This is a genomic window from Streptococcus oralis subsp. tigurinus, from assembly GCF_002356415.1.
Lineage (GTDB): Bacteria > Bacillota > Bacilli > Lactobacillales > Streptococcaceae > Streptococcus > Streptococcus oralis_F.
In genome coordinates, this window is the sequence record NZ_AP018338.1 from 1,744,407 (window position 1) to 1,763,003 (window position 18,597).

Genomic DNA, 18,597 nt, shown 5'->3' on the forward strand with positions numbered 1-18,597 from the left:
GAATCAAAGGCGTGCATTCAACTCAGCACCCAGCTCTTCAAAGCCTGGTTTCCCAAGAAGAGCAAACATGTTTTTCTTATAAGCTTCAACTCCAGGCTGGTCAAATGGATTGATACCATTCAGGTAGCCAGAAAGAGCAATAGCCAACTCAAAGAAGTAAATAGTGTAGCCCAAAGTGAACTCATCTTGCTCAGGCAGTGTCACAAACATATTTGGAACTCCACCATCAGTGTGTGCTAACAGCACTCCATCTGTAGCTTTTTTATTGACAAAGTCAACATCTTTTCCTTGCAAGTAGCCAAGACCGTCCAAGTCTTCTGCCAATTCAGGAATCAGCACATTTTTGCGAGGTTTATCTACACGGATAACTGTTTCAAAGAGGATACGGGTACCTTCCTGGATAAATTGTCCCAGAGAGTGCAAGTCTGTTGAGAAGTTAGCTGAAGTTGGATAAATCCCTTTTTGGTCTTTCCCTTCTGACTCACCAGCCAGTTGCTTCCACCACTCAGAGAAGTATTGCAGAGATGGTTCATAGTTAGCTAGAACTTCTGTCAGATAACCTTTACGGTACAAGATATTGCGTACAACTGCATATTGATATGCTTCATTTTCAGCCAACTTATCAGAAGCATAAGCCTTGCGAGCAGCATTTGCTCCTTCCATTAACTTGCTGATATCAGCTCCTGCAGCTGCGATTGGCAAGAGCCCCACTGCTGTCAATACTGTAAAACGACCACCTACACTATCAGGCACTACAAAAGTATCCCAGCCATTAGCATCTGCTTCAACCTTAACTGCACCTTTAGCGCGGTCTGTAGTTGCGTAGATACGTTGGTTAGCTTCTTCTTGACCGTACTTCTTAACCAAGAGTTCTTTGAAGACACGGAAAGCAATAGCCGGTTCAGTTGTTGTACCTGATTTAGAAATCACGTTTACTGAGAAATCTTTGTCTGATACATAGTCTACCAAATCAGCCAAATAGCTTGAAGAGATAGAGTTTCCAGCATAGAGGATCTGAGGTGCCTTGCGTTCTTCCTTTCTTTGCAAGTTTACAAATGAATTATTCAAGAAATCAATAGCTGCACGAGCTCCTAAATAGGAACCACCAATACCGATTACGATCAATACCTCACTATCAGATTGGATTTTAGCAGCAGCCTTTTGAATACGAGCAAATTCATCTTTGTCATATTCTTCAGGTAAGTTCAACCAGCCAGTCATTTCTGCCCCAGGACCTGTACCATTTCGCAGAGCAGAATCTGCTGCAGTCACTTGAGGCTGCATATAATCTAGTTCATGTGGTGCAACAAATTTATCTAATACTTTTGAATAATCAAATTTAATATGTGACATAATATTCCTCCAAAATTTCTTCTCTTCTATCATAACCCTTACCTTAGATTTTTTCAAGTTTTTATACTGAATTTTTCCAAATTTTATCATAATTTAAACATTTGCGTAAAAAATGTTACAATATTAAAATTTGAACGAAATAAGACAAAAAAACGACTAGGTTTCCAGTCGTTATAATTCATTCAATAAATACTCAAATAATTCTAAGTTGCCATCTTCTTCATTGACCAAAAATTCTGGATGCCACTGGAGACCAATAATACGGTGCTCATCAATAGATTCGATTGCTTCAACAGTTTGATCACGTGGATCCACAGCCGTCACGCGGAAATTGGGTGCCAAGTCTTTAATACTCTGACGATGTACTGAGTTAACCTGACTTTCTTTACCAAATAATTTAGACACTACACTGCCATCCACTGTCTCAATAGAATGTGAAGTCCCAAAAGGTAGACCTTGCCAATGACCTTCAATATCCTGATTGAGTGTCCCACCAAAAGCAACGTTGACAAGCTGAACGCCACGGCAAATGGCTAAGATTGGTTTGTTCTGACGCAAGGCTTCTTGTAGAAGAGCTAGCTCAAACTCGTCGCGAGCTAGGTTATAGTCGTCGCTATCAATTGTTTTTTCCTCACCATAAAACTGAGGATGAACATTTTGTCCCCCAGTCAAGATGAGCTTATCAATCATTTCTACATAGTCATGGACAAGTGTCTCATCACCAACCGGAATGACCAAAGGAAGTCCGCCAATCTGACGAATACTTTCAGCAAATTTACAGGATACAGATGAGTGGATGTTTTTTCCTTCTGCGTCTACAGGACATAGGTTTGCCGCTACTCCAACAACTGTTCTTACCATTACTGACTTCCTTTCGTTCTCCATTGATAATCTTATCTTATCACCCTTACCCACTCCTGTCTAATATGTATTTTTTAAGTCCGTGATAAAATTTTTTTATCAGAAAAAGTTGCCCAAAATTAGGACAACTTTTTTGCTTATTCAAAGACAAATTGATTATGGTACAGTTCGGAGTAAAAGCCTCCAAGCTTGAGTAATTCGTGATGATTTCCTTGTTCGATAACCTCACCATCCTTAAGGACAATAATCTGATCGGCATTGAGAATAGTTTTCAAGCGATGGGCAATCACAAAGCTCGTTCTTCCTGCCACAATTGCCTCCATAGCATTTTGAATCTTGCTCTCTGTTACAGTATCCACGTTTGATGTTGCCTCATCCAAGATTAAGACCTGGGGATCCGTCATTAAGGTTCGAGCGATGGAAATCAACTGCTTCTGACCGGTTGAGAAGACGCTCTGGTCATCATTAATCAGAGTATCGTACTTATCTGGTAGACTTTCGATATATTCATGGATATGCGTAGCCTTAGCAGCTGCTTCTACCATCTCCTGACTAGCATCTGGCACACCGAAGCGGATATTATCCCGAATCGTTCCACTAAACAAGACCGAATCCTGCAAGACAATCCCGACCTTGCTCCGCAGGCTGTCCAAGTCGTAGTCACGAATGTCTTTGCCATCAAAAGAAATGCTACCTGCATCCACATCGTAGAAACGATTGATGAGGTTCATGATGGTTGTTTTCCCCGAACCAGTCGGGCCTACAACTGCTATCATCTGCCCCTTAGGAGCTGAAATGCTAACATCTTTTAAAATCGGCTTGTCTGGCACATAAGAGAAATCAATGTGACTGATTTCAACACCTTCTCGCAATTCCGTAAAGGCAGGCGCATTTTGCGGACGAATCTCTTCTTCTGCATCGAACATTTCTTGGATACGATCCGCCCCAGTAAAGGCCAACTGGAGGCTCCCCCAACTCGCAGCCACCTGGATAATCGGCTGGTAGTACTGCTGAGAAAATTGGGTAAACATGACGATCAAACCTAGGGCTGTCGTTGTTTCGATACTTGGATCGTTCAGCAAGACCGCAGAACCTGCAAAAATAACGATGGCCGTATTGACCAAGCTCATCCCATTCATAACAGGAAAGAGGATGCCTGAGAACATTCTCCCTTTAAAGGTTGCCTTGCGCACGCGCTCATTTTGCTCCACAAAGCCTGCTACGATGTCGTCTTGAATTCCTTGTACGATAACAGCTTTCTGTCCAGAAATACTCTCATCCATGTAGGCGTTGAGTTTCCCAACCTCTTTTTGCTGGAGATTGGTGTACTTGCGGGCCATCTTCACGATGAAAACCAACATGAGAAAGGCCACTGGGGTGCTGGCTACTGTTATCAGGGCTAGCGTCACATTTCTTGAAAACATGACAAAAATCAAACCGATGTAAAGAGCAATATTGCTCATGACCTGAACTAGGCTTTCATTGAAGGCTTGAAGGATGTTATCCAAGTCACTCGTGAAGTGAGAAAGGATGTCGCCATCCTGATGGCGGTCAAAGAAAGAAACCGTCAAACGAGAGAGTTTGCCAAAGAGGCCCTTACGCATCTCATTTGTTGACTCAGCAATCACACGGGTCATCAAGGTCATGTAAATCAAACTGGATACCACTAGGGCGAGAACAACCAGAGCTAAATTCAGCATCAGAGCTGACAAACTCTGCCAGGCTAGTTCGGAAGTTCCATTTTGATAAGCCAGAACTAGGTTAGCGAGCTCCGTCACTGCTTGACCTGAAAAAACTGGAAAGAGGGCTTGGGCAATCGTCGCAACTGCAACCATCAGAACCACAATGACAAAGGAGAACTTGTAAACTTTAAAATAATTCCAGAAAAATCGAACGGTTTTCATTTTATTCCTCCTTTCCCTTTTGTGTTTCGTAGATTTCGCGGTAGACGGCATTGTTAGCTACCAAGTCTGCATGCCGTCCTTCTCCAATCAAGCGTCCTTGGTCCAAGACCAAAATCTTGTCTGCATGGACGACTGAACTAATCTTTTGAGCGATGATAATGGTTGTCGTCCCTTTCAGGTCTTTATTCAAAGCTTCCTGCACGAGTCTCTCTGACTTGGCATCCAAGGCCGAAGTCGAATCGTCAAAAATCAGGATACGGGGATTGCTGACAATCCCACGGGCAATCGACATCCGTTGCTTTTGTCCACCAGAAAAGTTGGTGCCACGTTCTTCGACCTGACTCTCAAATTTGTTTTCCATACGCCCAATAAATTCGCTGGCTTGAGCAATTCGTGCTGCACGTTCCATTTCTGACACGCTGGCATTGCCTTTTCCTTGACGAAGATTATCTGCAATGGTCCCGCTAAAGAGAATAGCACGTTGCAAGACGATGGAAACTGTTTTACGTAAGGTTCCCTCGCTGACGTCTCGAATATCCTTGCCACCAATCTTAATAGATCCCTCCTGTGGATCAAACAGTCGTGGAATTAACTGAGCCAAGGTAGACTTCCCTGCTCCAGTAGCCCCAACCACACCGACCATCTGACCGGGCGCAATATCAAAGCTTACATTCTTCAGCATAGGCTCGTCATCATTGGGATAGGTAAAGGTCACATTTTTAAAAGAGAGACTTCCTTCTAACTCTTCATCTGGGAGATCTTTAAAGGTCATCGCTGGCTCGGTATCTAGAATTTCGCGGATACGACGCAAGGAAATCATGGCACGACTGACAGAATTCCCTAAAAATCCAACCATGATGATGGTAAAGATAATCTGGCTGAGATAGTTGATAAAGGAAGCAATCGAGCCCACTACAGACGGATCTGACTGAGCCATTCCAGCCACCAACCAGATAGAGAGGAAGACCGCTCCATAGCCGACTAGCATCATAACGGGTTCTATAACTGAGAAGGCATAACCGATATAAAGATTTTGGCCGAGAAGTTCATCAGAAACATCGGTAAATTTGTCAAATTGTGCTTTTTCTTGTACAAAGGATTTGACCACGCGCACACCACGTAGATTTTCCTTGGCGATAGCATTGATCCGTTCAAGAAGGGTTTGAAACTTAGCAAATCGTGGCCCCATCATTCCCATCATGATAGCAGTTAGTGCAAAGATTAGGAGCACCATGAGGACAATCACCCACCAAAGTGACGGAAGAGTGTGAACCGCCAAGATAAAGGAACCGATAAAGAGAAGAGGGAGACGGAAGAGAATTTGAAAAGCCATCATCACCACGTTCTGAATTTGGTTGATATCATTGGTCATACGGACGACAAGGTTCCCCGCATTGAATTGCTCGATATTGGCATAAGAAAAAGTCTGGATCTTGCGAAAAGCGTCTTCACGAAGGTCCGAAGACACTCCTTGAGCAATGTAGGCTGCAAGTGTTACATTGACCCCACCTGCAACCAGACCGACTAGGGCTACTCCTATCAGCCAAGCGCCAATACTATAAATAGCCTCATTTTGACCGGCCAGCAAAGCCTCTAACACCTCTTGCAAATAGCGCGGTTGCAAGAGCGAACTCGCAACCATCAAGCCTGTCATCATTAAGGATGCCAAGGCCTGCCATTTATAGGTTTTTATTTTTTTAATGAGCATATTTCCTCCTAATAAAATAGATAAAGGGAGCGACATCCTGCGTCAGCTCCTTCTCATTCGTTCATATTGATGCTATTCTAGCAAAAAAGAGGCATCTTGTCAAAGAAGTCTCCTTATTATAAATTAGTGCGCTTTCATCTACAGGTGATGCATGAAAAGGCTTTTTATGGTAAAATGAAAGGAAGAACTCTTACAAGGAGGAAAAGATGAAGAAACAAACCATCGCTGTCTTGGGTCCTGGTTCTTGGGGAACTGCCCTTTCGCAGGTCCTAAACGACAATGGACACGAGGTTCGAATTTGGGGAAATATTTCTGACCAAATTGATGAAATCAATAACCAACATACAAACAAACGCTACTTCAAAGATATCCTACTCGACGAAAAAATCAAAGCCTATCATGACTTGGAAGAAACACTAAAGGATGTGGATGCTGTTTTATTTGTGGTCCCAACAAAAGTAACGAGACTGGTTGCCCAACAAGTAGCAAAGGTGCTTGATCACAAGGTTGTCATCATGCATGCCTCCAAAGGATTGGAACCAGATAGCCACAAACGTCTATCAACTATTCTTGAAGAGGAAATTCCAGTCGATCTCCGTAGTGAAGTCGTCGTTGTTTCAGGACCTAGCCATGCTGAGGAAACTATTGTGCGGGATATTACTTTGATCACTGCAGCCTCTAAAGACCTTGAAACGGCCCAGTACGTCCAAAATCTCTTTAGCAATCACTACTTCCGTCTCTATACTAATACGGATGTTATCGGAGTTGAAACCGCTGGTGCTCTCAAAAACATTATCGCAGTTGGCGCTGGAGCACTACATGGTCTAGGATTTGGCGACAATGCCAAGGCGGCTATCATTGCCCGTGGCTTGGCTGAAATCACCCGTCTAGGGGTCGCTCTGGGAGCTAATCCTCTGACTTATAGCGGTCTTTCTGGAGTTGGAGATTTGATTGTAACGGGGACATCTGTCCACTCTCGTAACTGGAGGGCAGGTGATGCTCTCGGTCGTGGAGAATCCCTCGCAGACATCGAAGCTAATATGGGCATGGTCATCGAAGGAATCTCAACAACTCGAGCAGCTTACGAACTAGCTCAGGAATTGGGTGTCTACATGCCAATCACACAGGCTATTTACCGAGTGATCTACGAAGGTGTCAATATCAAAGAAGCAATCACTGACATCATGAGCAATGAATTTAAAGCAGAAAACGAATGGTCATAGACCCTTATAGAAAGGAACATCATGAAACAAAAAGTCAGAAAAGCAGTCATCCCTGCCGCTGGATTGGGAACTCGTTTCCTCCCAGCAACTAAGGCCTTGGCCAAGGAAATGTTGCCAATCGTAGACAAGCCCACTATCCAGTTTATCGTTGAAGAAGCTCTCAAATCTGGTATCGAAGATATCTTGGTTGTTACGGGTAAGTCAAAACGTTCCATCGAGGACCACTTCGACTCAAACTTCGAATTGGAATACAACCTCAAAGAAAAAGGGAAAACAGATCTTCTGAAGCTAGTTGATGAAACAACTGGCATGCGCCTGCATTTTATCCGTCAAACACATCCACGTGGTCTCGGAGATGCTGTCTTGCAAGCCAAAGCTTTCGTCGGAAATGAACCTTTTGTCGTTATGCTTGGTGATGACTTGATGGATATCACGAACGAAAAGGCTGTTCCACTTACCAAACAACTCATGGATGACTACGAGCGTACCCACGCGTCTACTATCGCTGTTATGCCAGTCCCTCACGACGAAGTCTCTGCTTACGGGGTTATTGCTCCACAAGGCGAAGGAAAAGACGGCCTTTATAGCGTTGAAACCTTCGTTGAAAAACCTGCGCCAGAGGATGCTCCTAGCGACCTTGCTATCATCGGACGCTACCTCCTCACTCCTGAAATTTTCCAAATCCTCGAAAACCAAGCTCCAGGTGCAGGAAATGAAATTCAGCTGACAGATGCAATCGATACCCTCAATAAAACACAACGTGTGTTTGCTCGTGAGTTCAAGGGGGCTCGTTACGATGTCGGGGACAAGTTTGGCTTTATGAAAACATCCATCGACTACGCTCTCAAACACCCACAAGTTAAAGACGACTTGAAAGACTACCTCATCCAACTTGGGAAAGAGTTAGCTGAGGGGGAATAGAAGAAAAACAAAGCTCTTAAATAAGGGCTTTGTTTTTTTGTTGAAGCTTGCAATAAAAAAAGCCATCTTTGCAGATGACTTATTAGCAACCGAATCGGTGCTCGCTTTTAACTATTCCCCCCTACACATAGTTCATTCCTTTATAGAAAAGGAAAACGGCTAGTGCGATAAAAAATAGGGCTGCTCCGATTCGCTGGCTGGTACTATACATCCTTTTTCCCCATTTGACTGGAAAGATGATTGCTAGAAAGGCCCCACCTACTGCGCCGCCAATATGCCCTGCTAGGCTGATTCCTGGGATCAGAACACTTCCAATGATATTTATCACAAAAAGCGTCAGGTAGGATTGCCCTAACTGCTGGATATAGGGGTTGCGAGTTGCGTAGCGCAAAACAATAATCGTAGCAAATAGTCCGTAAAGAGAAGTGGATGCTCCTGCTGCAAGGACTTTCGGTGTAAAAGCAAACACAAAGAGATTGCCCATCATTCCTGATAAGAGATAGAGAAAGAAGAACTGCTTAGAGCCGAAAATCTCCTCCACCTGTCGTCCAAGAAAGTAGAGAGAAAGCATATTGACAATGAAATGCTCCCAGCCTATGTGCACAAATATAGCCGAAAAAAGGCGCCAGATCTGCTCTGGAAACAGACGAATAGTCGGTCCATACATAGCTCCAAACTGAAAAAGAGTTTTTGCCTGATCAAAGTTCACACCCGTAGTAATCAGCATCAGTAGAAATACAAAGCCAGTCACTAGGAGAAAAAAACTAGTCACAGGGTAACGTTTGTCAAAAATTTCCTTCATAGATTAGCACCTCCTGAACGGGAATATCATGGTCTTCCGAGTTGAAATTCTGGATTTGACAAGGATAGATTGTACTCATGGTCTGACCAGCAAAATTCTCCAGATAGCGGTCGTAATAGCCTCCGCCATATCCGATCCGATAACCCTCTGTCGTAAAAGCCAAGCCCGGAACATGAATCAGATCAATCCGGGAGGTATCCACCACTTCCAAGCCCCCTTGGGGCTCCAGTAAACCAAAGGAAGTTTTTTTCAACTGCTGTGGATTGTAGACCACAAACTCCATGAAACCCTTGGGATAGGTTTTAGGTATCAAAACCTTTTTGCCGTCCTTCAATGCCTGGTTGATCAGTCCCTGCGTTTGAAACTCATGCGGAAAAGAGAGGTAGGTTGCGATGACCCTGGCTTCTTGGTAAAAAGGATGATTCAAAAATCGTTCTGTTAAGGCTTGATCCATAGCCATTTTTTGTTTCTGAGGGGTAGACTTCATTTCTTGCAAGACTTGCTTGCGCAATTCCGATTTCATAGACAATCCCTCTACTCTGCCGCCTTCTTTTGAAGAAAGCTAGAGACCGCATCCACCCCAATGGCTAAGGCTTCTTCCTTGGGGCTCATCTGAGGGTGGTGAAGGGCGTAAGGACTATCGATACCTAGCCAGAACATAACACCGTCTACCTTCGAAAGGAGGTAACCAAAATCTTCACCTGTCATAGCAGGCTCGATATCAATCAACTCGATTCCTTCTTTTTCTTCAAAGAATGTCATCAGTTCACGCGCCAAGGCTGGATTATTCTCAACAGGCAGGTAACCTCCTTGTTTGAGTTCCACTTCGACTTCCATATCAAAGGCTGCTGCAACACCTTCTGCGACTGTCTTGACTCTTTTTTGCACCAAGAGGCTCATGTCCTGAGTCAAAGCTCGAATGGTTCCGTGTAAAAAGGCTGTGTCTGTAATGACATTGTTAGTTGTTCCAGCCTGAAAAACGCCAAAGGTGACCACTGCTCCTTCGATTGGATTGACATTGCGGCTGACAACTGACTGTACCTGGGTCACAAAGTAACTAGCGGCCACTAAGGCGTCATTGGCTTCATGTGGAAAGGCTGCGTGTCCTCCTTTTCCTTTGAAACGAATCTTCACCTCACAAGTCCCTGCAAAAAGTGTATGGGTATTGGTCGCAATCTGGCCGACTTTCAAATCTGGACGAACATGGAGTCCATAAAACTGGTCTGGCAACCAGTCCCCAAAAGCACCGTCCTCATACATGAGCATACCACCAGCTTCATTTTCTTCAGCAGGTTGAAACAGAAAAAGCAGATTATTCTTTGGTTGCTCCTCAAGAGCTCGTTCGAGACAGCCCAAGGCAATGGTCATGTGAAAATCATGGCCACAAGCATGCATACGACCGTGATGTTGGGAAGAAAAAGGAAGGCCCGTTTGTTCGACGATAGGTAGGCCATCAATATCTGTCCGCCAACCAATGGTCCGCTCTGGCTGGCTTCCCTGCAGGTAGACCAAAATCCCTGTCCGCCAGGTACGAACTTGAACAAAGTCCTTGCCCGCAGTCAATTTCTCAATCACAGCCAACAAATAAGCCTGAGTCTTGAACTCCTCCAAGCCAATCTCTGGAATTTGGTGTAAATCTCGTCTAGTCTGAATCAAATCTAACATCTATCTGTCCTCCTATATAGCAGAAAGAGGCTGGGAGAAGTATCCGCCTCTTTTTATTTTTACAAGGTACGAAGCGCATCTTCTAGCGCTGTTTTTTGTTGGGTTTGGGCATCAATCTCTTTGATAATACGAGCTGGAACGCCTGCTACCACTACATTTTCTGGAACATCTTGAGTCACGATAGCTCCTGCAGCGACAACTGAACCACTACCGATTTGGACACCTTCGATGACCACTGCATTGGCTCCGATGAGAACATTGTCCCCGACACGGACTGGATCGGCACTAGCTGGTTCAATCACACCTGCCAAAACTGCCCCTGCACCAACGTGGCTGTTCTTCCCAACGATGGCACGACCACCAAGGATAGCACCCATATCAATCATGGTTCCTGCACCGATTTCTGCTCCAATATTGATAACAGCTCCCATCATGATAACAGCATTGTCACCAATTTCCACTTGGTCGCGGATAATAGCACCTGGCTCGATACGAGCATTGATAGCACGTTTATCTAACAAAGGAACGGCAGAATTACGAGCATCTTGTTCGACAACATAATCTTGATTTTCTACCAAGCCTTCGAGAAGCGGAGCGATATCCTTCCAATCTCCAAAAAGAACATTGCCTAATTTGACAACAGAGCTAGGAACAGCAGACGCTAGTTGTCCTTCAAAGGTTACTTTGACACTGGTTTTCTTCTCTGCATTGGCGATAAATTGGATGATTTCTTGGGCATTCATTTTTGTGGCAGTCATAGGCGCCTCCTAGTTCATTATAATGATACCTATTCTACCAAAAAAGGCTTCAAATTTGAAGCCTAAACTATCAAAATAATCGTCTTTACTTCCCTTCTTTGGCTTCTTCGATAGACAAGAAGACCATAGGGACGATGATCAAAATCATGGCCAAAACTAGAAATCCATCTAGGACCAGACCGAGAAAGAGAACGCTCAATAGGGCCGAAGAGAGAGGCTCGCTAGCGCTCACTACAGAGACAACGAGAGGAGAAACGAGAGAGACGGCCTTCATAGACAGGAAGAAGGCAAAAGCTGTTCCAAATACGGCAATCGTCAGACAAATTAGCACACTTACCAGATCCACTTGAAAACTTATCCGATAAATAGGGTAAAGAAAATTACTAAAGAGCCCTGCCAGAATCATCCCCCAACCAACAGTCGGAACAAATCCGTAACGCCGTGCAAAACGCTGAGGCAGGATAACATTAAACATGACCCCTACTGCACTGAGCAAACCTGTTACTAGAGCCAAAGGTGTCATGGACAGCTGGGACAAATCCCCTTTTGTAGCCATCAAAAAAACACCTAGCATGGCAATCAAAACATAGAAAACAGCTGTAATCGAAGCCTTCTTCTGGTAAATGATTCGATTGTAAAACAGGATAAAAATAGGGCTGATAAATTGCAAAATGGTCGCCGTCGTCGCATTGGAATACTCAACGCAGAGATAAAAGAAAAACTGCACAGAAAAAATACCTAGAATAGCATAGGCTAAAAAAGGTAGATAATTTTTCTTATCTTTCCAGATATCCAACAAACGGCTACGCAACTGAAAGGCAGATAACCCTAAAACCAAACTCCCCGCCACAAGCAACCGCATAGAGGTAATCCAACCTGACGATACTGGGTAATGAGTGAAAAAATACTCTCCTAAAATCCCGCAAATCCCCCAGATAAGACCCGAGAACAGTGAATAAAAGGTTCCCTTCAAAATCTTCTTTTGATACTTATTCATTCCCTTATTGTAACACGAAATAGAAAAAGAAAAAAGTAGCTAAGAGAAGAAAAATTGCCTCTTGCTACTTTTTTTATTATCGATTAAATAGACGGGAACGACCTGAAGAGCCACTCTGAGTATTTCCACTCGAACTTGTTGTTCCCGAACCGCTACTTGAGCTTGGAGGAGTTACTGCAGGAATGCTTCCTAGGATATTCTTCCACGCATTCTGATAATCTGCATCGCTTCCTCCAATAGCGAAGCGGTAGGTGGTTACTGGCGCTCCTTCTTTAGTAGCCCAGTAACTTGTTACGGTAGAACCGAAAACGTTAACTTCTTTGCCATTAATTGAAACCTTGCCCGGTTTCTCCCCTGTCGACTTGAGAACTTGTGACTTGGTCACACTTGAGTCGAGATTAAAGCGCTCATTCCCCCAAATGCCAGGTTTTGCTTGTTGAATGGCATTAACCAAGTGGGCCATATAGTTGGCATTGCGGTAGTGGCCCGCCCCTTTGGCTAGCGGGCGGTTGTCATCATGACCTAGCCAGCCACCCAAGGTCAAGCGAGGCGTAGAAAGCATAAGCCACATATTTTCATCTTCATTGGTTGTACCAGTTTTTCCAATCCAGTCGGCGCTAGCAAGGCTTGGATTGATGGTAGCCAAGTCTGTCTGGAAACTTGAGGTAATCCGAGATGAGATAACATCGCGAAGCAAACTTTGCATGATGGTCGCTGTCGCTTTTGAATAAACTTGGACAGGTTTATCCTTGTGCTCGTATACCACTCGACCATCTGTTGACTCGATCTTCGCGATCATATGTTTCTTATGGTAAACTCCGTTGTTGGCCAAAGTCTGATATCCGTTAGTATGCTGAGCAACTGTAACGTCAATTCCTCCGCCCATCGGTAAACTCTCAATACCATATTCTGGGATTTCGTAACCCATTTTTTCCATATAGCCTTTAACATCAACACCCTTCTCTCGGAGTGTACGATAAGTCCAGTAGGCTGGGATATTCCATGAGTAGTTGAGGGCCTCCCCTAACGTCATCATCCCTGTACCAGGACTATTGACATACATGATAGGATTGCCGTTTGAAAAGTTGGTTGGATAGTTTGATAAGATACTTGCACTTCCCATCAGACCTTGGTCAATGGCAATACTGTAAGCCAATATCGGCTTAGTAGTCGAAGCAGGAGAACGTTTTGTGTCGATAGCATGGTTATTCTGATTTTTTTGATAATTGCGACCACCGACAAATCCAAGAATAGCTCCCGTTTGGTTGTCCATGAGGACATTCCCCACCTCAGGCTGGCCTGTCGAATCATCTAGCAGATAGCCGTAGGTTGCCACCGCATTTTGCATCGCAGCATGAACATTTTTATTAATAGTCGTCGTAATCTTATATCCACCATTTTCAATTTCCTTAGTCGCTAAATCACGATAAGCTTTCTGGATGGATTCATTCTTTTGCTCTTTTACAGAAACATTATCTCTCTGAATCAGATAGTCATACATCCGATCAGTAGCTTCTGCCAAGGTTGCGAAGTAGAGATAGTCACGCGAAGTACCACTGACACTACCAGATGGTAAGAAGTCGTTCTTAAAATCATAATCCTTGTACTTGTCGTAATCTTCCTGACTTAGAGCCCCTGTCCGGTACATATTATAGAGAACATCTCTAGCCCGTTTGACCCCCAGAGCCAAATCCTCCTCGCTCTTCATACTACCGTCAGATTCATAAGGAGAGTAACTAATTGGGCTCTGTGGCAATCCTGCGATAAAGGCTGCTTGAGGGACCGTTAAATCCGAAGCCTTAACCCCAAAGATCCCTTCTGCAGCCTGTTGGGCACCTGCAATATTTTGTCCTTTATGATTGCGACCAAAAGGAGCAATGTTAAGGTAGGTTGTTAAAATCTCATCCTTACCCATAGCTCGCTCTAAAGCTAGAGCATCAATGATTTCTTTAGCCTTACGAGCTAGAGTGGGAGCATCTCCCACCACTTGTTGCTTGATAACCTGCTGAGTCAAGGTCGAACCACCACTGGATGACCCCAGACCGACAAAAGTTCCCAAGGTCGCACGAATAACGGCCTTAGGCACGACTCCCTTGTGCTCGTTGAAATTCTCGTCTTCTGTCGCAATGATAGCCTTTTTAAGATTATCCGAAATAGCGCCTGAAGCGACTGAAGTGCGCAACAAATCGCCCTCGATCGAGGCAATGGCACTGCCGTCAGAATAAGTGATTTCTGAGATAGAGGCAATATCCTTCACTTGCTTGACCAACTCTTCTGCTTGAGGAACTTGGGCCTTGTCAAATAGGGCAACTCCATAACCCATAGCCGCCCCAGCACCAAACAGTCCACCGATAAAACCTAGGATAAAGAGAGTGTTAAAGACTATTTTAAACCCACTCAAAATCTTAGCGAAAATAGGCCCTGCCTTTCTAACTTTATCAGAAGAGGTCCCCTTTTTACCGGTTTTCTTATCAGCTAGTTTTTCTGCTAGTCTTTTCTTCCATTTTGCAATTCGTTGCATTAGTTGCTGGAAAAAATGCAGCATTTTTGTTTTTAATTCATCAATTCTTTTTTTCATGAATGTCCTCGCTTTCTCTATTATACCATAAAAGGAAAACTTTCAATAAAATAGCCACTTTCTTCCCTATTCCACTAGGCTATTAATCAAGTTTGTGATACAATAGGTAGAAACAATATTTTATAAAGGAGAAAAGACACATGCACATTTTTGATGAGCTAAAAGAGCGTGGTTTGATTTTTCAAACGACTGATGAAGAAGCTTTGCGTAAAGCCCTAGAAGAAGGTCAAGTTTCTTATTATACTGGCTACGATCCAACTGCTGACAGCCTTCACCTCGGTCACCTTGTCGCAATCTTGACAAGTCGTCGTTTGCAACTAGCAGGTCACAAACCTTATGCGCTCGTTGGCGGTGCTACAGGTCTCATCGGAGATCCGTCCTTCAAAGATGCTGAGCGTAGTCTCCAAACAAAAGACACAGTAGAGGGCTGGGTCAAGTCTATCCAAGGACAACTTTCTCGTTTTCTTGACTTTGAAAATGGGGAAAATAAAGCTGTCATGGTCAACAACTACGACTGGTTTGGCAGCATCAGCTTCATTGACTTCCTCCGTGATGTCGGAAAATACTTCACTGTCAACTACATGATGAGCAAGGAGTCTGTGAAGAAACGGATTGAAACAGGGATTTCTTACACTGAGTTTGCCTACCAAATCATGCAAGGGTATGACTTCTACGTCCTTAACCAAGAGCACAACGTAACGCTACAAATCGGTGGTTCTGACCAGTGGGGAAATATGACCGCAGGTACCGAATTGCTTCGTCGTAAGGCTGACAAGACTGGTCACGTTATTACTGTTCCACTCATCACAGACGCAACTGGTAAGAAATTTGGTAAATCTGAAGGAAACGCTGTTTGGCTCAACCCTGAAAAGACTTCTCCATACGAAATGTACCAATTCTGGATGAACGTCATGGACGCTGACGCTGTTCGCTTCTTGAAGATCTTTACCTTCTTGTCACTGGACGAGATTGAAGACATCCGCAAACAATTTGAAGCAGCACCACACGAACGCTTGGCTCAAAAAGTCTTGGCTCGTGAAGTCGTGACACTTGTTCACGGTGAAGAAGCTTACAAGGAAGCCCTCAATATCACCGAGCAACTCTTTGCAGGAAACATCAAAAACCTTTCTGTCAAAGAACTCAAACAAGGACTTCGTGGTGTGCCAAACTACCAAGTACAAGCAGACGAAAACCACAACATCGTAGAACTCCTCGTATCTTCTGGTGTGGTTAATTCAAAACGTCAAGCCCGCGAGGATGTTCAAAATGGAGCTATCTACGTCAACGGTGATCGTATCCAAGACCTTGACTATGTCTTGAATGACGCAGATAAGTTAGAGAACGAACTCACTGTTATCCGTCGTGGTAAGAAAAAATACTTTGTATTGACTTACTAAACTGTTCAACATTTATCTATAAACAAAGGAGTTAACCTCGAGAAAGGTAACTCCTTTTTGCTGTTAATAACTCTCATCTATCTATTTTTAATAGACAGACTACGCAAGACAATGCGCAAGGTTGTTAGATTATGTAAGATAGAGAGATTTGAAGGACTGAGCCAATTAAACAAGCCAAAGCCAATCAAACTACTATTTACGACAACGGTATCTTGAATATTCTTCTTGATGAGTATTTGCAAAGATGATGATAGCCAATCCAACTCTTGGAAGAAATCCAAGCGATTATCTAACAATAAGATATCACTCATCTGCTTAGAAATATCTGCGCTTTCATTCATCACCACACCGATATCTGATAGGGTTAGAGCCGCTGAGTCATTCAATCCATCTCCAACCATCAAAATCGTGTGACCTGCTTTCTGCAGTTCCTCTACTAACTCAAATTTCCCATCAGGTTTCAAGTCTGTATAGACCTGATCAAAGGGCAAATCTTTGACTAATTCCTCTGTCCTAACCAAGGTGTCCCCTGTTGCCAGAATCAATTTTTTCCCTTGTGCCTTAAGTTTCTCCAAGGCTGCTTTTGCTTCTTTTCTCAAAGGAGTATGAATGCAGAACATTCCAATCAATTCATTCTGATAAGCCAAGAATAAGAGATTGTAGTGACTCTTGTACTCTTCAATTAAAGCATTTTGTTCTGAACTGATATGAATCTGCTCATCCTGCATCAAGACATAATTCCCAATAAGAACTGGTTGGCCATCTATATGAGATTTGATCCCCTTGCTTGCAATATATTGGAGTTTCCCATGCATTTCCTCATGTTCAATTCCCTCTATCTCAGCTTGCTTGACGATGGCATTAGCAATAGGATGATAAATGTGTTCCTCAAGACAGGCACTGATTCTGAGAATATCTTCCTCACTATAGTCCCCAAAAGGTAACACCTTTTCAACTATAGGATAACTAGTTGTGATTGTTCCTGTCTTATCAAACAAGAAAGTATCAACTTCCAGATATTTCTCTAGAACATCCCCATCCTTAATCACCATTTCACGGTTCAACCCCTCTTTGATAGCTGTCAAATAAGCTACAGGAGTAGAGATTTTCAAAGCGCAGGAGAAATCAACCAATAGGAATGAAATAGCCTTAGAAAAAGAACCTGTTAATAAGTAAGTCAGACCAGCCCCCAAGAAATTATATTTGACGACCTTGTCCGCCATCTTGATGAAATAGCGTTGTTTAGTTTTCTTGTTTTCTTCAGATTTCTTCATCAACTCAATCAGCTGTAAAATACGGCTGTTCATCTGATTATCGGTTACACGAATGCGTAGCTCCCCAGTTTCCAAGACTGTGTTTGCACAAACCGAATCAGACTCTCTTTTTTCAACTGGAAAACTCTCTCCCGTCAAGGAACTTTCGTTGACCATACCTAAACCTGAAACTACTTGTCCATCAAACAGAATTTCATTTCCTTGAGATAGGACCAAGACATCTCCTATTTGAACATCGGAACTCTTGATACTAACGACCGTATCGCCCTGTACTAAGAATACATCGCTCTCTTTTGCAAGAAGACTCTGTTCTAAATCTGTTGCAGTTTTTTTCAAGGACCACTGATCTAAATGATTCCCCAAATCAAGCATAAACATGATGTTGCTGGCAGTCTTGGATTGGTTCATAAACAAAGACAATAAAATAGCCGAACAGTCCAAGACTTCCATCGTTAGTTCCTTACGCGCTAGTGTTTGATAGGCTTCTTTAACATATCCAAAAGCCTGATAACAAGTCCATATATAGCGAATAGGAGACGGCACAAGACTACGAAAAAGCACACGCTTAATCGCTGCACCTGAAACGATAGAATAGGCACTCTCTTCTCTACGAACAGGAAGAGTCATCAACTCAGAAACTTTCCCTTTATCAATCCTTTTTAAAAAGGCTTCTGCATTGTCTAATACAGAGAAGCCTTCTTTTATACGTAGGGTAAAGTGCTGTTGATCCATGTAAAACTGGATAGACTCAATTCCCTTCTCATCTCTCGCCAAGGAACGAAGATAGTCTTGAATATCCAAGGTAAGTGAAAAAGAAGATGATAGTCGGATATGTTGATATCCTCTATATAGCACTTTAAAAGACATATTATTCTCCTATAAGGCTATCTAATTGCTCTTCTTTTTTCTCTTGCTCATACAAATATTTAGCATCTTGCAAAACATCGTCTCCATGTTGTTTCACAACAGAAACAGATGCATCTAGCTCGTCTTTCAACTTGTAAGCCTTAGCCAAAGCTTTAGAATAACCTTTTTTAGCTTCCTTACTTGCTAAGATTTTCAAACCAAGGGTACCAAATGCGACACCACCCAAAAATAATGAAGATTTTTTCGCAACTTTTGCAACGGTTAATACTTCTTTTAACATACTTATTTC

At 43.3% G+C, this 18,597-nt stretch carries 15 protein-coding genes; 3 read left to right on the forward strand and 12 right to left on the reverse strand.

Annotated features, from left to right (window positions below; translation table 11 throughout):
• Positions 1 to 3: 3 nt before the first annotated feature.
• The 4 genes from STO1_RS08980 to STO1_RS08995 form a co-directional block, all read right to left on the reverse strand.
• Complete coding sequence (locus STO1_RS08980) at positions 4 to 1,353, reverse strand: glucose-6-phosphate isomerase (protein ID WP_000018239.1); 1,350 nt, start codon at positions 1,351 to 1,353, stop codon at positions 4 to 6.
• Positions 1,354 to 1,524: 171 nt separating this feature from the next.
• A complete protein-coding gene (locus tag STO1_RS08985; protein WP_096422867.1) occupies positions 1,525 to 2,214 on the reverse strand; it encodes a gamma-glutamyl-gamma-aminobutyrate hydrolase family protein in 690 nt (229 codons plus the stop codon).
• A 137-nt stretch (positions 2,215 to 2,351) separates the two neighbouring features.
• Positions 2,352 to 4,118 carry an ABC transporter ATP-binding protein gene (locus tag STO1_RS08990; RefSeq protein ID WP_084943961.1) on the reverse strand — a complete coding sequence of 589 codons (1,767 nt, stop codon included), beginning with the start codon at positions 4,116 to 4,118 and terminating at the stop codon, positions 2,352 to 2,354.
• A 1-nt stretch (position 4,119) separates the two neighbouring features.
• Positions 4,120 to 5,826: an ABC transporter ATP-binding protein gene (locus STO1_RS08995; RefSeq protein WP_095726400.1), complete on the reverse strand. Its 1,707-nt coding sequence runs from the start codon at positions 5,824 to 5,826 to the stop codon at positions 4,120 to 4,122.
• Between the two features lie 206 nt (positions 5,827 to 6,032).
• On the opposite strand from STO1_RS08995, the gene STO1_RS09000 reads away from it, so the two are divergent.
• On the forward strand, positions 6,033 to 7,049 hold the full coding sequence (locus STO1_RS09000) for an NAD(P)H-dependent glycerol-3-phosphate dehydrogenase (RefSeq protein ID WP_033585444.1): 1,017 nt from the start codon (positions 6,033 to 6,035) through the stop codon (positions 7,047 to 7,049).
• 21 nt (positions 7,050 to 7,070) lie between these two features.
• Positions 7,071 to 7,970 (forward strand): UTP--glucose-1-phosphate uridylyltransferase GalU, encoded by a 900-nt coding sequence (gene galU, locus STO1_RS09005; RefSeq protein WP_000811028.1) that lies wholly within the window; start codon positions 7,071 to 7,073, stop codon positions 7,968 to 7,970.
• Positions 7,971 to 8,091: 121 nt separating this feature from the next.
• Here galU and STO1_RS09010 read toward each other — a convergent pair whose 3' ends face one another.
• The 6 genes from STO1_RS09010 to pbp1b all read right to left on the reverse strand — a co-directional run bounded on the left by STO1_RS09010 (position 8,092) and on the right by pbp1b (position 14,770).
• Positions 8,092 to 8,772: a rhomboid family intramembrane serine protease gene (locus tag STO1_RS09010; protein WP_096422869.1), complete on the reverse strand. Its 681-nt coding sequence runs from the start codon at positions 8,770 to 8,772 to the stop codon at positions 8,092 to 8,094.
• On the reverse strand, positions 8,756 to 9,295 hold the full coding sequence (locus STO1_RS09015) for a 5-formyltetrahydrofolate cyclo-ligase (RefSeq protein WP_061588513.1): 540 nt from the start codon (positions 9,293 to 9,295) through the stop codon (positions 8,756 to 8,758). The genes STO1_RS09010 and STO1_RS09015 overlap by 17 nt, the downstream gene beginning before the upstream one ends.
• A gap of 11 nt (positions 9,296 to 9,306) precedes the next feature.
• Positions 9,307 to 10,437, reverse strand: a complete 1,131-nt coding sequence (locus STO1_RS09020; RefSeq protein ID WP_061588512.1) for an N-acetyldiaminopimelate deacetylase — start codon at positions 10,435 to 10,437, stop codon at positions 9,307 to 9,309.
• Positions 10,438 to 10,496: 59 nt separating this feature from the next.
• Positions 10,497 to 11,195: a 2,3,4,5-tetrahydropyridine-2,6-dicarboxylate N-acetyltransferase gene (gene dapD, locus STO1_RS09025; RefSeq protein ID WP_061588511.1), complete on the reverse strand. Its 699-nt coding sequence runs from the start codon at positions 11,193 to 11,195 to the stop codon at positions 10,497 to 10,499.
• 85 nt (positions 11,196 to 11,280) lie between these two features.
• Positions 11,281 to 12,192, reverse strand: coding sequence for a DMT family transporter (locus STO1_RS09030; RefSeq protein WP_096422871.1), 912 nt, complete (start codon positions 12,190 to 12,192; stop codon positions 11,281 to 11,283).
• Between the two features lie 76 nt (positions 12,193 to 12,268).
• On the reverse strand, positions 12,269 to 14,770 hold the full coding sequence (pbp1b, locus tag STO1_RS09035) for a penicillin-binding protein PBP1B (RefSeq protein WP_096422873.1): 2,502 nt from the start codon (positions 14,768 to 14,770) through the stop codon (positions 12,269 to 12,271).
• Positions 14,771 to 14,910: 140 nt separating this feature from the next.
• Here pbp1b and tyrS point away from each other — a divergent pair, with 140 nt between their 5' ends.
• Positions 14,911 to 16,167, forward strand: a complete 1,257-nt coding sequence (gene tyrS / locus STO1_RS09040; RefSeq protein ID WP_000546906.1) for a tyrosine--tRNA ligase — start codon at positions 14,911 to 14,913, stop codon at positions 16,165 to 16,167.
• 77 nt (positions 16,168 to 16,244) lie between these two features.
• Here tyrS and STO1_RS09045 read toward each other — a convergent pair whose 3' ends face one another.
• Both STO1_RS09045 and STO1_RS09050 read right to left on the reverse strand, forming a co-directional pair.
• Complete coding sequence (locus tag STO1_RS09045) at positions 16,245 to 18,308, reverse strand: heavy metal translocating P-type ATPase (protein ID WP_096422876.1); 2,064 nt, start codon at positions 18,306 to 18,308, stop codon at positions 16,245 to 16,247.
• A 1-nt stretch (position 18,309) separates the two neighbouring features.
• Entirely contained in the window at positions 18,310 to 18,588 is a 279-nt protein-coding gene (locus tag STO1_RS09050; RefSeq protein ID WP_000910909.1) for a DUF6110 family protein, read from the reverse strand.
• Positions 18,589 to 18,597: the final 9 nt, after the last annotated feature.

Bases quoted from the DNA above. Each gene is read 5' to 3' on its own strand.
- STO1_RS08980 (WP_000018239.1), bottom strand. From the start codon at position 1,353: ATGTCACATATTAAATTTGATTATTCAAAAGTATTAGATAAATTTGTT.
- STO1_RS08985 (WP_096422867.1), bottom strand. From the start codon at position 2,214: ATGGTAAGAACAGTTGTTGGAGTAGCGGCAAACCTATGTCCTGTAGAC.
- STO1_RS08990 (WP_084943961.1), bottom strand. From the start codon at position 4,118: ATGAAAACCGTTCGATTTTTCTGGAATTATTTTAAAGTTTACAAGTTC.
- STO1_RS08995 (WP_095726400.1), bottom strand. From the start codon at position 5,826: ATGCTCATTAAAAAAATAAAAACCTATAAATGGCAGGCCTTGGCATCC.
- STO1_RS09000 (WP_033585444.1), top strand. From the start codon at position 6,033: ATGAAGAAACAAACCATCGCTGTCTTGGGTCCTGGTTCTTGGGGAACT.
- galU (WP_000811028.1), top strand. From the start codon at position 7,071: ATGAAACAAAAAGTCAGAAAAGCAGTCATCCCTGCCGCTGGATTGGGA.
- STO1_RS09010 (WP_096422869.1), bottom strand. From the start codon at position 8,772: ATGAAGGAAATTTTTGACAAACGTTACCCTGTGACTAGTTTTTTTCTC.
- STO1_RS09015 (WP_061588513.1), bottom strand. From the start codon at position 9,295: ATGAAATCGGAATTGCGCAAGCAAGTCTTGCAAGAAATGAAGTCTACC.
- STO1_RS09020 (WP_061588512.1), bottom strand. From the start codon at position 10,437: ATGTTAGATTTGATTCAGACTAGACGAGATTTACACCAAATTCCAGAG.
- dapD (WP_061588511.1), bottom strand. From the start codon at position 11,195: ATGACTGCCACAAAAATGAATGCCCAAGAAATCATCCAATTTATCGCC.
- STO1_RS09030 (WP_096422871.1), bottom strand. From the start codon at position 12,192: ATGAATAAGTATCAAAAGAAGATTTTGAAGGGAACCTTTTATTCACTG.
- pbp1b (WP_096422873.1), bottom strand. From the start codon at position 14,770: ATGAAAAAAAGAATTGATGAATTAAAAACAAAAATGCTGCATTTTTTC.
- tyrS (WP_000546906.1), top strand. From the start codon at position 14,911: ATGCACATTTTTGATGAGCTAAAAGAGCGTGGTTTGATTTTTCAAACG.
- STO1_RS09045 (WP_096422876.1), bottom strand. From the start codon at position 18,308: ATGTCTTTTAAAGTGCTATATAGAGGATATCAACATATCCGACTATCA.
- STO1_RS09050 (WP_000910909.1), bottom strand. From the start codon at position 18,588: ATGTTAAAAGAAGTATTAACCGTTGCAAAAGTTGCGAAAAAATCTTCA.